The organism is Leucobacter holotrichiae (assembly GCF_055791005.1).
Map to the genome: position 1 here is coordinate 36,309 of NZ_JBVUAC010000006.1, position 14,136 is coordinate 50,444.

The 14,136-nt window shown below is 67.6% G+C and carries 12 protein-coding genes and 1 tRNA gene; 7 read left to right on the top strand and 6 right to left on the bottom strand.

From position 1 onward, the window contains the following. The first annotated feature begins 16 nt into the window (after positions 1 to 16). Genes AC0KXF_RS09080 through AC0KXF_RS09095 form a run of 4 tightly spaced genes read left to right on the top strand, consistent with a single transcriptional unit; the run spans position 17 to position 3,354 of the window. Positions 17 to 499: a hypothetical protein gene (locus AC0KXF_RS09080; protein WP_473110100.1), complete on the top strand. Its 483-nt coding sequence runs from the start codon at positions 17 to 19 to the stop codon at positions 497 to 499. Further along, the gene (locus tag AC0KXF_RS09085) at positions 496 to 2,289 is read left to right on the top strand and encodes a type IV secretory system conjugative DNA transfer family protein (RefSeq protein ID WP_473108877.1); all 1,794 of its coding nucleotides are present in this window, start codon (positions 496 to 498) and stop codon (positions 2,287 to 2,289) included. Before AC0KXF_RS09080 ends, AC0KXF_RS09085 begins: the two co-directional genes overlap by 4 nt. Before the next feature lie 50 nt (positions 2,290 to 2,339). Then, positions 2,340 to 2,786, top strand: a complete 447-nt coding sequence (locus AC0KXF_RS09090; protein WP_473108878.1) for a single-stranded DNA-binding protein — start codon at positions 2,340 to 2,342, stop codon at positions 2,784 to 2,786. Positions 2,787 to 2,793: 7 nt separating this feature from the next. Continuing rightward, entirely contained in the window at positions 2,794 to 3,354 is a 561-nt protein-coding gene (locus tag AC0KXF_RS09095; RefSeq protein WP_473108879.1) for a hypothetical protein, read from the top strand. 83 nt (positions 3,355 to 3,437) lie between these two features. Here AC0KXF_RS09095 and AC0KXF_RS09100 read toward each other — a convergent pair whose 3' ends face one another. From AC0KXF_RS09100 to AC0KXF_RS09115, 4 genes are all read right to left on the bottom strand, one after another. After that, positions 3,438 to 4,616, bottom strand: a complete 1,179-nt coding sequence (locus tag AC0KXF_RS09100) for a tyrosine-type recombinase/integrase (protein WP_473108880.1) — start codon at positions 4,614 to 4,616, stop codon at positions 3,438 to 3,440. A gap of 4 nt (positions 4,617 to 4,620) precedes the next feature. Continuing rightward, positions 4,621 to 4,860 carry a helix-turn-helix transcriptional regulator gene (locus AC0KXF_RS09105; protein WP_473108881.1) on the bottom strand — a complete coding sequence of 80 codons (240 nt, stop codon included), beginning with the start codon at positions 4,858 to 4,860 and terminating at the stop codon, positions 4,621 to 4,623. A 170-nt stretch (positions 4,861 to 5,030) separates the two neighbouring features. Further along, positions 5,031 to 5,104: transfer RNA gene (locus tag AC0KXF_RS09110), tRNA-Pro, on the bottom strand. A gap of 231 nt (positions 5,105 to 5,335) precedes the next feature. Continuing rightward, a complete protein-coding gene (locus AC0KXF_RS09115) occupies positions 5,336 to 6,748 on the bottom strand; it encodes a purine-cytosine permease family protein (protein WP_473108882.1) in 1,413 nt (470 codons plus the stop codon). A 135-nt stretch (positions 6,749 to 6,883) separates the two neighbouring features. Here AC0KXF_RS09115 and AC0KXF_RS09120 point away from each other — a divergent pair, with 135 nt between their 5' ends. Next, positions 6,884 to 8,335 (top strand): amidohydrolase, encoded by a 1,452-nt coding sequence (locus AC0KXF_RS09120; protein ID WP_473108883.1) that lies wholly within the window; start codon positions 6,884 to 6,886, stop codon positions 8,333 to 8,335. Between the two features lie 100 nt (positions 8,336 to 8,435). On the opposite strand, the gene typA is transcribed toward AC0KXF_RS09120, so the two are convergent. Together typA and AC0KXF_RS09130 are read right to left on the bottom strand one after the other, a co-directional pair. Next, the gene (gene typA, locus AC0KXF_RS09125) at positions 8,436 to 10,340 is read right to left on the bottom strand and encodes a translational GTPase TypA (protein ID WP_223043330.1); all 1,905 of its coding nucleotides are present in this window, start codon (positions 10,338 to 10,340) and stop codon (positions 8,436 to 8,438) included. A gap of 120 nt (positions 10,341 to 10,460) precedes the next feature. Next, the gene (locus AC0KXF_RS09130; protein WP_473108884.1) at positions 10,461 to 11,420 is read right to left on the bottom strand and encodes an arginase family protein; all 960 of its coding nucleotides are present in this window, start codon (positions 11,418 to 11,420) and stop codon (positions 10,461 to 10,463) included. Positions 11,421 to 11,544: 124 nt separating this feature from the next. On the opposite strand from AC0KXF_RS09130, the gene hutH reads away from it, so the two are divergent. Then, positions 11,545 to 13,128, top strand: a complete 1,584-nt coding sequence (gene hutH / locus AC0KXF_RS09135; RefSeq protein ID WP_473108885.1) for a histidine ammonia-lyase — start codon at positions 11,545 to 11,547, stop codon at positions 13,126 to 13,128. A gap of 181 nt (positions 13,129 to 13,309) precedes the next feature. After that, the gene (locus AC0KXF_RS09140) at positions 13,310 to 14,098 is read left to right on the top strand and encodes an IclR family transcriptional regulator (RefSeq protein WP_473108886.1); all 789 of its coding nucleotides are present in this window, start codon (positions 13,310 to 13,312) and stop codon (positions 14,096 to 14,098) included. Positions 14,099 to 14,136: the final 38 nt, after the last annotated feature.

Consider the following 14,136-nt stretch of genomic DNA (forward strand, 5'->3'; position numbering starts at 1 on the left):
GCTCCCTCACGTCATCATGACCATCGCAGGTGACGGTTCGATGACCGTCACGGTCGACGGGCAACCGTATGAGCCCAAACCGTATGCGCCGCAGTGGCGGCGGGAGTCGTTCGCGCGACTGATCGACCAGCTCACGACGCAACGCCAGTGCCCGCTCCGCGTCGAGGTCCGTGAAGTCGACGGCAGCGTGTTCACCGACATCATCACCCCAGGAAAACGCCGCCAGACAACACCAGAACAACACGTGCAACCGGCACCGCCCGAGCTCGTGAGAAGTCAGGCTCCGGCAGTGCCGCCGCGTCTGGTCGGGTTGCAAAGCGAAGGGTTCGTACCTGGCGAGGATGTCGCGATCGCGGTCATCGTCGCACACACCGACGCCGCCCCCACGGGCGCAGTACGCGGGATGCTCACCGCCGAGCAAGCCGCTCTCTCTCCCACGGGCGAAGTGATCCTGTTGGGGCGCGTGTCGGGCACGATCGCGGTCGGGCGGCCGGCGTGAGCGCGCCGCGCCCGACCGGGGCGCTCGGGGATGAACTCTCCACCCTCGGCATCGGCGTCCTCATCGGTGCCGCGATCCTCGCGGTAATCCTCCGCGCCGCCGGCTCAGTCGCCGCCTGGATCACCGGACACTCCCAGCCTTCGGGCGGTATCGATGCCGGCCTGGGCGTGATCCTGCACCCCGGCGATCCTGCCGTGCCGCTCGGTGCGGCAGGGCTCAGCCCGGTCGCGTACTGGGTCACCGCCGGCATCCTGATCGTCACTGCTGGGGTTGCGGGGTGGTGGGTGTGGCATCTGCTCCGTGAACATGGAAGACAGACCGAATCAGACCCGTACCGTATCGTCGGGATCGCGACCCGCACTGATGTCGCAAAGAACGCCTCCGATACCGCGCTGCTGCGACGGGCGGGGCATCTGCGGCCCTCGCTCGAGCACCCGAAACCCGACGACGTTGGCTACCGCATCGGCGTCTCACGCGGGAAGAGCGTGTGGGCATCCGTCGAAGACTCAATCCTCCTGATCGGGCCGCCCCGCTCAGGCAAGGGCGCGCATATCGTCATCAACGCGATCCTGGACGCGCCCGGCGCGGTCGTCACGACGAGCACCAGACCAGACAACCTCACCGCCACGCTCAAGGCTCGTGCCGAGATCGGGCCGACGGCGGTGTTCGATCCTCAGCACCTCGCCGAAGGCGTACCGTCAGGGCTGCGCTGGTCACCGATCCGGGGCTGTGAAGACCCACTCACTGCGATGATCCGCGCCACAGGACTTGCCGCCGGCACCGGACTCTCCGCTGGCGGTGTCGAGGGCGGCGGCTTCTGGGAAGGAAAGACGCGAACTGCACTCCAAGCGCTGCTTCATGCCGCCGCGCTAGATCGCCGGTCACCGGCCGAACTGTTCCGATGGACCCTCGACCCCTCTGCCGCTGCCGACGCGGTAGCTATCCTCACCACCCACCCTCGTGCTGCGACGGGATGGGCGGACTCGCTGCAAGCGATGATCGAATCAGACCCCCGCACCCGCGACTCCATCTGGCAAGGCGTATCACTCGCACTCGCCGCTCTCGCTGACCCGCGAGTGCTCGATGCCGTATCGCCGCAGGAGGGTGAGGACTTCGACCCCGAAGCGTTTCTCCGCGCGAAAGGCACCCTGTATCTGCTCGCGACCGGGGCCGGCGCGAACAACTCCGCAGCACTGGTTGCGGCGTTCGTAGAAGACCTCGTGGAAGCCGCACGCCACATCGCCGCCACGAGCCCCGGTGCTCGCCTCGACCCACCCGTGCTCCTTGCTCTCGACGAGGTCGGTAACCTCGCACCGTTGCCGTCGCTTCCGACGCTTATGGCCGAGGGCGGCGGCACGGGGATCACGACGATGCCCGTGTTGCAGTCGCTCGCGCAGGCGCGGGAGAAGTGGTCGGAAAACGCTGCCGGGGCGATCTGGGATGCCTCCATTGTGAAGATCATTCTCGGTGGGGCATCGAACTCGAAAGACCTCGCCGACCTCTCCACCCTCATCGGAGAACGCGATGAGGTCACCGACTCTACGACGATCGGCGATATGGGCTCCCGGTCAGCGCAGCGCTCGATCCGCCGGGTACCGATCATGCCACCCGACACGATCAGAACACTCCCGTTCGGCACCTCACTCGTGCTGCTGCGTGCGGCACCGCCCATCGTGACCCGGATGCGGACGTGGACCAGCCGTCCCGATTCGGCACGGCTGCGCGCGGACCGAAAGAGCATCGAAGAAATCCTCCAACAACCTCGAGGCAGCGGGAGCGCACCTGCCTGACAGAGCGATCCCGCCCATGGGGTCGCCTTCGACGTCAGGAGAAGAACCCAATGGCAATTCATACTCAGGAATCGGTGTCGGGATTCATCGCTTCCATTCCTCAGCTCACGCAGACGGAACGAGGCGATGCCCGCTTCTACGCGAAGATCGGGCAAGAGCATTACCGCAAAGAGGAAGACGGCAGCTTCACCCAGACCGAGACAACATTTCACGATCTGGTCGCCTACCGGAAGACCGCCGAACGGGCGTATGACAGGTTCTCGAAGGGCGACAACTTTCTCGCCGAGGGGTACACCCGAGAGTACGAGCGGACGAACGATGAAGGCGTGTCAGTTAAAGCGGAGGAGTTCATCGCGAAGAAGCTCGGCCACGACCTTGCTCGCACACGATACGAGGTTGATCGCACCAAGCGCGATTCCGTAGCGGCAAAGCGCAATCCCAGCGCGAAGCGAAGCGCGCTGCAGCAAGAATCGCCCACTCAAGCAATGGGGCTGTGACGGCGAGATGACCACGAACGATTACTCGGCTGTTCCTGACCCCCATGCCCCAGAACCAGGTGTCGAGTTCGAAGCGACCGGTCACATGGAGCAGGCGGAGCCACCCCATCCCATCAACTGGAACCTCCTCACCGCGCACGAGGCTGAAATCGAGTGGCTGGAGTTGAACAAATGGGTGCATTGGCTCCGTCACACCTACGGTCTCCCCGTGAGCGAAGTGCCCCCGTTCTGGCATCGACACCCAGAGCTCGTTTGGGAACTCAGCGCGCTGCACCTGCACTGGCTATGCGCCTACGATCCTGAGCAGAACGGTTTTGCACCTCATGGCTGGCACCAAGACTTCGCTCTCGCTCGCGAACGGCTGCGCGGTTGGGTAGCAGCCTGCGGCACCAGACTCAACCACGACCGACCCACTCGCCAGACGGCCTGGCCCGGCGAAGAACCCCACAGTCCGATCGACGAACACTTCATCGACGATCGCGAGCAGGACTTCGTACAGTTCGTGATCGATGACGTCGCCGCTCGCCAAGCAGCCGAAGACGAATTCTACGCAGGGAGTGATCAGTAACCTTCATGCGAGAAGTCTCCGGTTTACATGACAGTGCCCGCCGAACACGTGAATGGTTCGGCGGGCACCGCTATCAGTCGGAACTATTTTTTCGCGAATGCTCTTTCAAGCATGTCGGCGGTACCTGGGTTCACCATCTCGTTCCGGCGAATGTAGTGCTGGATGGTGATGCGGCTATCGGTGTGGCCCAGGAGTTCTGCTGCGAGTTCTGCACCAGCTTGTTCGTTGATCGCCGTTGCGACCGTCCTGCGAAACATGTGCGGGGTCACTCCGGTGATCCCAGCCAGGTCCATCACCTGTCGGAGTTGCCGACGCACATTTGCGGTGGTGAGTGGGGTGCCCTCGCGGGACTGGAACAGCAACGCTTCCGGGTCAGTGTCGTCCAGTCGTGCCAACCGTTTCCTTACGGCTTCGGCGGTGAACGATGGGATTGCCACGGTTCGCCGAGACTTCGAGGTTTTGGGGTGGTCCTGCCGGTGCACCGGTTGCCCTTTCAAGCTGACGACGGTACCCGATATTCGGATCGAGGGCACCTGGCTCGTCAGATCAATGTCACGGCGGCGAATTGCCAGCACTTCACCGATCCTGGCAGAGGTACCGAGCATCACTTCGACGATCGCGCTCAACTGTCCGTCTGGTCTTGGTCCCGAGGAAGACAGGCCGGTTTCCCAATGTGCAATGGCTGCACGCACCGCATTCACTTCGACGGGGGTGAGCGCATCAGGGGTGCGTTTGGGCTTTCGCAGCTTCGAGACGTGATCGACAGGGTTTCTCGGCAACACTTCGTGGCGTACTGCCAGAGCGAAAGCGAGTCGGAGCGATACCCGTGCTTGGCGTGCCCGGTTGTAGCTTTGCTTTGCCAGATGCTTCAGGAACTGGTCGCACCTGGCGACCCCGATTTCTCGAAGAGTGAGCCCCTTAAACGCTGGAACAACCAAGGTGCGCATATTTCGTTCATACAGTTGCTTGGTGCTCGGAGAGAGGTATTCATCCAGATCAAGGTCGGCCAGCCAGTAGGCCACCAAGTCTTCGAACGGGCTATCTGGGGTGAGCGTGATGTGGGCGGGTTGAAAGACGGTGCGATCGGCAAGTTTTGCCCGCAATGCGCGCGCGGCAGCCGCTTTCGAATCCGCGGTGGCTCGCACCTGACGGGAGATCCCATCCCAGTCTCGGTATCGCGCGTAGGCAGTCGTTCTTCCGCGAGCGGCAGGCAAGAATCCAATGTCGCCGTACGTGCCGATGGTCAGTCGTGGCCGGCTCATGCTGTCACCTCCGATCCTGCATGGGGTCGGGGTCTGGTTCGCGTTGTTCGGCTATCCAGCTTTGCACGTCGGACAGTGCGAACTTCAGATGCTTCCCGAAACGGTGCGCGCGAGGACCGAGTCCGCGCACTCGCCAGTCGTACAACGTCGACACGGGAATCCCGAGATACGTTGCCAGCTCCTCGATGTCGAAGAGCGGTTCGAGTAATGAAGAGGGTGGTGGGGTGTGTTGCGTAGTGTCCATGACAGACAGGTGCGCACTGTTCCGAAGCAACCGGAACCGACGAAAAACGTCCTTCTCCGGGGGTCAAAATATCGGTCATCCGGAGGGGTTTTTGTTGAGTTTTTGTTGAGTAGATCAAATCTACCTACCTAAAAAGCCGCGGAAACCATTGAGTTTCCGCGGCTTTTCTGTCGGGATGACAGGATTTGAACCTGCGACCCCGTCGTCCCGAACGACGTGCGCTACCAAGCTGCGCCACATCCCGATTGCGTTTTTCACGCGAGGATTACTCTAGCGCGTTCCTTCAGAAAAGCGAAAACGGCGGTGCATCGGGAGCGGCGGATCAGCGGAACGGCTGCGCGGCGAGCACGCGCCGAGATACGGGTATCGCATGCCGGATCGCGATTCCACATGCGATATCCGTATCTCGAAGGGCGTGCCCAGCCGCCCAGCCCACCGGCCGACCAGCCGCCCGGCACCCAGCCGCCCCAAGCCCTCACTCCGCCCGCGCGAGCGACGTGCGCGAGAGCCCCCAGTAGACGAGCACCGAGACGATCACTCCCGCCGGGATCGAGAGGTCGAGCCCGGTCAGCGCGGAGATCGGGCCGACGTAGATGTCGGTGCTGATGCAGAGCGCCGACGCGAAGCCGCCGATGAGCAGGCCCAGCAGCCCGGCCCAGTTCCAACCGCCGCGATACCAGAAGGGACTCGTGGAGGTGTCGTCGATCAGCCCGGGACCGTCGTAGCGATTGCGCCGCAGAAGCACGTCGGCAGCGTAGACGGCCATGAGCGGGGCCGCGGCGACCACGACGAGCTGCAGCATCACCGACACCGAAGTCGTGAAGTCGTAGATCGTGACGGCGACGATGGTGAGCACCGTGCCGATCACGGCGATCACCATCGCCGAGGGGATGCGCTTGATCGGGATCCCGAGCGCCTGCAGCGCGAGGCTCGCGCTGTAGGTCGTCATGCCGTTCAGCGCGATCGCCGCGACGATGACCGCGATCGTGAAGATCGGGAAGAACCAGGCGGGCAGGTGCGTCTCGAAGGCGCCCATGAGCCCGCGCGAGGGATCGTAGTCGGCGGCGGTCACGATGAGCGCGCCGACCATCGAGAACAGGATGCCGGTGAGCGCGCCGCCGAGCGCGGTCGCGGTCGCGGTGCGCCAGGGGGCCGTGTCCACGGGCAGGTAGCGCGCCATGTCGGGGCTGTTGATAAACGAGATCGGGGTCGAGACGAGCATCGTGAAGCCGATGCTGATCGTCGCGGCGAGGCTGCCGCCGGTGAGCGGCTCGGCGGGCTCGTAGCTCCAGTCGAAATGCGGCGCCATGAACACCGTCGCCAGCACGAACACGATCACGAGGAAGTTGGAGATGAAGGGGTACAGCTTGATGATGAGCGCGTGCCCGTACACCGCGACGACCACGGTGAGCGCGGCGATGACGAGGATCACGCCGACGCTCAGAGCCGGAGTCTCCTGAACGCCGAGGCGGCCGAGCAGGCCGAGTCCGTTGACCGAGGCCGCAGACCACGTCAGCGAGAGGTATACGGCGGCCAACAGCCAGCCGTACAGGCCGACGACGATCTTGTTGCCGAGTACGCCGTACATCGCGCGGGTGATCACCGATCCCGAGGTGCCCGCGGCCGGGCCGCTCACCGCGACGATGCCGGTGAGGATCCACCCGGTCGCCGCCATGAGGAAGACGGCGAACGCCTGCCACAGCGACAGTCCGAGCGCCGCCACCATGACGCCGCCCATCGTGAAGGTGAGGTAGCTGGCGTTGGGCGCCGCCCACACCCAGAACAGCGATCGCGGCTTGCCGTGCCGCTGGGAGGGCGGGATCAGCTCGATGCCGCGCGTTTCCGGCTTCGAGGCCGCCACGCCTTCCTGGGCTGCGCTGCTGGGCATGGGGCTCCATTCGCCGGGATGATGCAGAACGTGGAAACACTATAGTCTTGCCGAGTCCCATCGACGTCATCGACTCGGAGGCCCGCATGGCATCGCTCACCCACTACCGCGGCGGGCGCATCTTCACCGCCGACGATGAGCAGCCCTGGGCCGAATCCCTGCTGGTGCAGGGCGACCGGATCCGCTTCGTCGGACCCACGCTCGCCGCCGATCAGCTGGCAGCGCATCGCGGCGGCGGCCGACGCGGCGCCCGAGGCAGCGCGCATCCTCGGCCGCAGCTGGCTGCTGGAACCGCTCGCCGGGGCCCAGCCGGATCGCCGAATGATCGACCCGGTCGTCGCCGACCTGCCCGTCTACCTGGTCTCGAACGATCTGCACTCGGGCTGGGTGAATACGGCCGCACTGCGCGAACTCGGTATCGATCGTGAGACTCCGGATCCCGAGGGCGGTACGATCGTGCGCGACGCCGCGGGCGAGGCCACGGGCCTGCTGCTGGAGACCGCGTCGCTCGTGCTCATGCGCGGCGGCATCGAGGCGCTCGAGGACGACTCGGTGCGAGATGCGGCGCTGCTGCGCGCGCTCGAGAGCTACCGTGCGGCCGGCACCACGGCGGTCGCCGATCTCGGGCTGCGCCGCGCCGAGTTCGAGGCGCTCGAGCGGGCCTGGGATGCCGACGCCCTGCCGATCCCCGTCGCCGGCTACCTGCGCGTCGAGACCTCAGCCGATCCCGAGCTGCTGCGGGAGCGGCTGCAGCGGGCCGTCGAGACGCGCGATCGCATCGCAGCCCGGGCCGTCGAGCGCGGTGAGAGCGACCCGATGCTGCGCATCGCGGGCATCAAGGTGTGGATCGACGGGGTCATCGACAGCGGCACGGCGGCCATGTCCGCACCGTTCTCCGACGGCTCACAGCCCGCGCCTCTGTGGACCCGCACACTCCTCGAACCCGTCGTCATCGCCGCCGACGCGGCCGGTCTGCAGGTCGCCATGCACGCGATCGGTGACGCCGCGGTAGATCTCGCGCTCGACATGATCGAGGCCGCACGACGCGCGAACGGCGGTGCGGGGCCTCGGCACCGCATCGAGCACCTGGAGGTGGTGGATCGACGGGCCGCCGAGCGCCTCGCCGGCTCCGGCACCGTCGCCTCGGTGCAGCCCGTGCACTCCGACCCCGCCGTGCAGGGAGCCTGGCGTCGTCAGCTCGGCGACGACCGGGTCGAGCGGGGCTACCCGTGGGCGGAGTTCGCCGAGGCGGGCGCGCTGATCGCGCTCGGCACCGACGCGCCCACCGCACCATATGAGCCGCTGCCGAACATCTTCATCGCGATCACGCGCCGGTCGCCGAGCCGCCCGGAGCTGCCCGCGAACCACTCCGAGCTGCACCTGGAACTCGAGCGCGCCCTGATCGCGGCGACCCGCGACGCCGCCGTCGCGTGCGGCTGGGGCGACAGCCGAGGCGTGCTCGGGATCGGGCGCCGCGCCGACTTCGCCGTGCTCGACGTCGATCCCTTCGCCGACAGCGCAGAGGTGCTGCGCGAGGCGACGCCGGTGCTCACCGTCGTGGGCGGCACGAGGTTCCCGCGCGCCTGAGGGCCCGACCGCTGAGCGCCCGACACAAAACGAGAGTCCCGAATTGCTGCCTCCGTCACATTCGAGACAGCAATTCGGGACTCCCGTTTTACAGCGGTGCCTACTTCTGGTTCTTGAGGCGCGACGCGGCGCGGGCGCGGGCGGTCGCCTCGAGCTCGACCTTTCGGATGCGCACGTGCTCGGGGGTGACCTCGACGCACTCGTCCTCGCGGGCGAACTCGAGGCACTCCTCGAGCGTGAGCTTGCGGGGCGGCGTCATCGACTCGAAGGTGTCAGCCGTGGAGGAGCGCATGTTGGTGAGCTTCTTCTCCTTGGTGATGTTCACGTCCATGTCCTCGGAGCGCGAGTTCTCACCGATGACCATGCCCTCGTACACCTCTTCGGTGGGCTGTACGAAGAAGCTCATGCGCTCCTGCAGGTTGATGATCGAGAACGGCGTCGCCACACCCGCGCGGTCGGCCACGATCGAGCCGTTGTTGCGGGTGGTGATGGTGCCGGCCCACTCGCCGTAGCCGTGGGCGATCGCGTTGGCGATGCCGGTGCCGCGCGTGATGGTCATGAACTCGGAGCGGAACCCGATGAGGCCGCGCGAGGGCACGATGAACTCCATGCGCACCCAGCCGGTGCCGTTGTTCACCATGTTCTCCATGCGGCCCTTGCGCGCCGCCAGCAGCTGCGTGATCGCGCCGAGGTGCTCCTCGGGGGTATCGATCGTGAGGTGCTCGTAGGGCTCGTGCTTCTTGCCGTCGATCATCTTGGTGACCACCTGGGGCTTGCCCACGGTCAGTTCGAAGCCCTCGCGGCGCATGTTCTCGACGAGGATCGCGAGCGCGAGCTCGCCGCGGCCCTGCACCTCCCAGGCGTCGGGGCGGCCGGTGTCGACGACGCGCAGCGACACATTGCCGATGAGCTCGCGGTCGAGGCGGTCCTTGATCATGCGCGCGGTCAGCTTGTGGCCCTTGATCTTGCCGACGAGCGGCGAGGTGTTCGCGCCGATGGTCATCGAGATGGCGGGCTCGTCGACCGTGATGGTCGGCAGCGGACGCACGTCCTCGGCATCGGCGATGGTCTCGCCGATCGTGATGTCCTCGATGCCGGCGATCGCGACGATGTCGCCGGGGCCGGCCTTCTCCGCCGGGTAGCGGGTGAGGGCCTTGGTGAGCATGAGCTCGGTGATGCGCACGTTCTGCACGCTGCCGTCGTGCTTCACCCAGGCGACGGTCTCGCCCTTCTTGATCCACCCGTTGTGCACGCGCAGCAGCGCGATGCGACCGAGGAACGGCGAGGAGTCGAGGTTGGTGACGTGCGCCTGCAGCGGGTGCTCGTCGTCGAAGCTGGGAGCGGGCACGCGCTCGAGGATCGTCTCGAACAGCGGCTCGAGGTCGGGGTTGTCGGGCAGGGCGCCGTCGGCCGGACGGTTGTGCGACGCGGCGCCTGCGCGGCCCGAGAGGTAGACGGTGGGCACGTCGAGCACGGCGTCCACGTCGATGTCGGGGTGATCCTCCGAGAGGTCCGAGGCGAGACCGAGCAGGAGATCCTGCGCCTCGCCCTCGACCTCCTCGATGCGGGCGTCGGGGCGGTCGGTCTTGTTGACCGCGAGGATCACCGGCAGTTTCGCCTCGAGCGCCTTGCGCAGCACGAAGCGGGTCTGGGGCAGCGGACCCTCAGAGGCGTCGACGAGCAGCACCACGCCGTCGACCATCGACAGGGCGCGCTCCACCTCGCCGCCGAAGTCGGCGTGACCCGGGGTGTCGACCACGTTGATGACGATGGGGCCGTTCTTCGCGTGCGCCCCCTCGTAGGTGATCGCAGTGTTCTTCGCGAGGATCGTGATGCCCTTCTCGCGCTCGAGGTCGTTCGAGTCCATGACCCGGTCGTCGACCTCGGCGTGCGCGTCGAAGGAGTTGGTCTGACGCAGCATGGCGTCGACGAGGGTGGTCTTGCCGTGGTCGACGTGTGCGACGATGGCGACGTTGCGGAGGTCTTCGCGAGTGGCGAGAGCCATAGATGGTTCCTAACGAACGTGAAACAGCGAACGTTCAATGATACATGGCGAGCCTGCGAACTCCCCTGGACGCCGGGGAACCGGCCTGGCGTACGAGTCCGACCCAACGCCGAACGTGGCTCAGCGGCCGAGGCGCGCGGCGAGACCGGCGGCCGCCTCGAGCACGAGCAGCGCCGCGAGGCGCACCGTGCGGCCGTCGGCGGCATCGGCGCTCGCGTCGACCTCGGCGATGTCGAGCCCACGCACACGCGCGTCCGAGGCCAGCAGACGGGTGGCGATCCGCAGTTCGTCGGCCCCGATCCCGCCCGGGATCGACGCCGGGCACCCCGGCGCCACCGAGCGGTCGCAGACATCCACGTCGAGATCCACATGGATCGGCCCGCCGCCCGCGCCTGCAACATCGAGCGCCTCATCGACGATCTCGGAGAGGGGGCGGGTGCGCAGTTCGTCCCGGTGGATCACCGTGACCCCGAAATCCTTGGCTCGCTGGCGATAGGCCCGGGAGTTCGCGAAGTCGGCGATCCCGATCTGCACGATGCGCCGCGGATCGAGCCCGGCCTCGACGAGCCGCCGCACCGGCGAGCCGTTGCTGCGCCCGTCGCGCAGATCGTGGTGCGCATCGAGGGTGATGAGGCCGGCCGTCGCGAGGCCGTCGCCCGCGACGCCGAGCGCCGCAGGCACGGTGAGTGCGTTGTCGCCGCCGAGCGCGACGAGCAGCTGCGCGCTCGCGGCGAGCTGCCGCACGCGCTCGGCGGCCGCGCGCTCCCCGGCCTCGGTGTCGGGATCCGCGAGGTCGCCCGCGTCGACGATCCGCAGCGCCTCGTCGAGCACCCACTCGGCCTCGTCGCCGCGCTCGCCCCGTGCTCCCGGAGCGACGAGGTGGCTGGAGTAGCGGCGGAGCGCCTCCCGAACCGCGGCCGGGGTCTCGTGCGCGTTGCTCGGAGAGAGCGAGGTCTGCGAGGTGGGGACACCCACGATCACGAGGTCCGCCGACGCGCCGTCGGCGGTCGGCCAGCCACCGGTGCGCGGCCATGCAGGATCGTGCGAGAGCGGGCGTGCTTCGGAGGCTTCAGTGCTCATGCCTGCGACGCTAACAGTCTCGGGCGCGAGGGTGCCGCCGATCCCTCGTCCACCGTCTGTAATCCCGGACGCAACGCGCGCCAAACCCCTGGAACACGGCCCTCCGCTGCGATGTGATCGAACAATGAACGCGAACGCATCCGCCTCAGCCCCCGTCGAGCTCGGCTCCGCTCCCCTCACCATCGAAGACGTCGTGGCCGTCGCGCGCCACGACGCGCGGGTCGAGGTGACGGCCGAGGCTCTCGTCCGCGTCGCCGAGAGCCGCCGCATCATCGAGGATCTCGCGAACGACACCCGCCCTCACTACGGCGTCTCCACGGGTTTCGGCGCGCTCGCGAAGGTGCAGATCCCCGTCGAGAAGCGCCAGCAGCTGCAGCGGAGCCTGATCCGCTCGCACGCCGCCGGCGCCGGCCCCGAGGTCGAGCGCGAGGTCGTGCGCGCCCTCATGCTGCTGCGACTGAACACTCTCGTGAGCGGGCGCACCGGCGTGCGACCCGAGGTCGTCGAGACCTACGCCGCGATCCTCAACGCCGGCATCACACCGGTGGTGCACGAGTACGGTTCCCTGGGTTGCTCGGGAGACCTCAGCCCGCTGGCCCACTGCGCCCTCGCGCTGATGGGCGAGGGCGATGTACGAGTGGATCAGGATCCGCAGGCGGCGCCGATCCCCGCCGCCGATGCGCTCGCCTCGGCCGGCATCCGGCCCCTGGTGCTCTCCGAGAAGGAGGGCCTCGCCCTCATCAACGGCACCGATGGCATGCTCGGCATGCTCTGTCTCGCACTGCACGACTTCACCGCGCTGCTGCGCACCGCCGACGTCGCGGCCGCCGCGAGCGTCGAGGCCCTCACCGGCACCGATTCCGTATTCGCCGCCGATCTGCAGGCCCTCAGGCCGCACCCCGGCCAGGCCGCGGCGGCCACGAACATGCGCGCGGTGCTCGAGGGGTCGGGTCTGATCCAGCGCCCCCGCGACGGCGAGTTCACGCGGGTGCAGGACGCCTACTCGCTCCGCTGCGCTCCGCAGGTGCACGGCGCCGCACGTGACACCGTTAGCCACGCGGCGCGGGTCGCCGAGATCGAACTGGTCTCGGCCATCGACAACCCGGTCGTCACCCTCGATGGCCGCGTCGAATCGAACGGCAACTTCCACGGCGCTCCCGTCGGCTACGTGCTCGACTTCCTCGCGATCGCTGCGGCCGACGTCGCCTCGATCAGCGAGCGCCGCACCGACCGCTTCCTCGACGTCGCGCGCAACCACGGGCTCCCGCCATTCCTCGCCGCCGACGCCGGCCTCGACTCCGGACTCATGATCGCGCAGTACACGGCGGCCGGCATCGTCTCCGAGTTGAAGCGCCTCGCGGCGCCCGCGTCGGTCGACTCGATCCCGTCATCCGCCATGCAGGAGGACCACGTCTCGATGGGCTGGCACGCGGGCCGCAAGCTGCGCCGCGCGCTCGACGGCCTCGCGCGGGTGCTGGGGATCGAGCTGCTCGCCTCGACGCGGGCCCTCGACTTCCGCGCCGCCGATCCTGAATCCGGCTCGCCGGCAGTCCCGACTGCGGCGGTGCACGCGCTGTTCCGCAGCCGCATCGCCGCACCCGACACGGACGGCTTCCTCTCCCCCGACATCGCGGCGGCGCACGAGTTCGTCGCGAGCCGGATCGTGCTCGACACCGTCGAGGCCCGACTGGGCGTCCCGCTCGTCTAAGCACGGATGTCGAAACGGCTTCTCGCCATCGAGACCGGCTGGAATACTGACGGTTGCAGGCGGTCTCGACGAGAGGAGCCTGTATCGAATCCGCGGGCGCCGCGGGAGCACGTTGCGAGGTGCCGGGACGGCGCGGCACGCAGAAACGGAAGGGTAGAAACGGAAGGGTAGGCTTCGACCCATGGTGACTCCGAAGGTGCCCGCGGCGGATCACACGCTGCGCATCCTGAGCCTGCTCGCGGGTTCGCGGGGGCCGCTGCCCGCCAGCATGATCGCGGCCCAGCTCGAGCTGCCCCGGTCGACCGTCTATCATCTGCTCGCCACGCTGCAGGAGCACGGCTTCGTCATGCACCTGCCCGAGGAGAAACGCTACGGCCTCGGGATCGCCGCGGTCGAACTGAGCTCGGCCTACGCCCGACAGGAGCCGCTGGCCCGGATCGGACGCCCGCTCCTCGCAGCCCTCGTCGACCGCGCGCGCATGAGCGGGCACCTCGCGGTACCGCACGGGCGCGACGTGCTCTACGTGATCGAGGAGCGGGCTCCGGGCTCGCCCCCGCTCATCACCGACGTCGATGTGCGCCTGCCCATGCACCTCACCGCGAGCGGGCGCGCGGTGCTCGCGGCACTGCCGAAAGCGCAGGCGCGTGCGCTGTTCCCGGATCAGAACGCCTTCTCGCACCGGCACGAGTCGAGCGACGGCATCGACCGCTACTCGAAGCTGCGCGCGGTGCTCGACGAGACCGTGACGCGCGGCTTCGCCCTCGAGCGCGGATCCGTCACTCCGGGGCTCACCTCGGTCGGCGTGCCCGTGCTCGACCATCGAGGCTGGCCGGTCGCGGCGATCGCTGTGACGTTTCCCGATGAGCAGATCACCGACGACGCACTCGCGAGTCTTGCAAACGATGTCCGGCGAACCGCGGCGACGCTTTCGACCCGCATCTACGCCCGGGCCGCGGCGACCGCGCGGTGATCCGGATCCGCGCACTCCCCGCCCGACAGCGAGTCGGC

Coding starts and splice junctions, on each gene's coding strand:
- AC0KXF_RS09080 (WP_473110100.1), top strand. CDS start 17: ATGACCATCGCAGGTGACGGTTCGATGACCGTCACGGTCGACGGGCAA.
- AC0KXF_RS09090 (WP_473108878.1), top strand. CDS start 2,340: ATGGCAATTCATACTCAGGAATCGGTGTCGGGATTCATCGCTTCCATT.
- AC0KXF_RS09095 (WP_473108879.1), top strand. CDS start 2,794: ATGACCACGAACGATTACTCGGCTGTTCCTGACCCCCATGCCCCAGAA.
- AC0KXF_RS09100 (WP_473108880.1), bottom strand. CDS start 4,616: ATGAGCCGGCCACGACTGACCATCGGCACGTACGGCGACATTGGATTC.
- AC0KXF_RS09105 (WP_473108881.1), bottom strand. CDS start 4,860: ATGGACACTACGCAACACACCCCACCACCCTCTTCATTACTCGAACCG.
- AC0KXF_RS09115 (WP_473108882.1), bottom strand. CDS start 6,748: ATGCCCAGCAGCGCAGCCCAGGAAGGCGTGGCGGCCTCGAAGCCGGAA.
- AC0KXF_RS09120 (WP_473108883.1), top strand. CDS start 6,884: ATGAGCAGCCCTGGGCCGAATCCCTGCTGGTGCAGGGCGACCGGATCC.
- typA (WP_223043330.1), bottom strand. CDS start 10,340: ATGGCTCTCGCCACTCGCGAAGACCTCCGCAACGTCGCCATCGTCGCA.
- AC0KXF_RS09130 (WP_473108884.1), bottom strand. CDS start 11,420: ATGAGCACTGAAGCCTCCGAAGCACGCCCGCTCTCGCACGATCCTGCA.
- hutH (WP_473108885.1), top strand. CDS start 11,545: ATGAACGCGAACGCATCCGCCTCAGCCCCCGTCGAGCTCGGCTCCGCT.
- AC0KXF_RS09140 (WP_473108886.1), top strand. CDS start 13,310: ATGGTGACTCCGAAGGTGCCCGCGGCGGATCACACGCTGCGCATCCTG.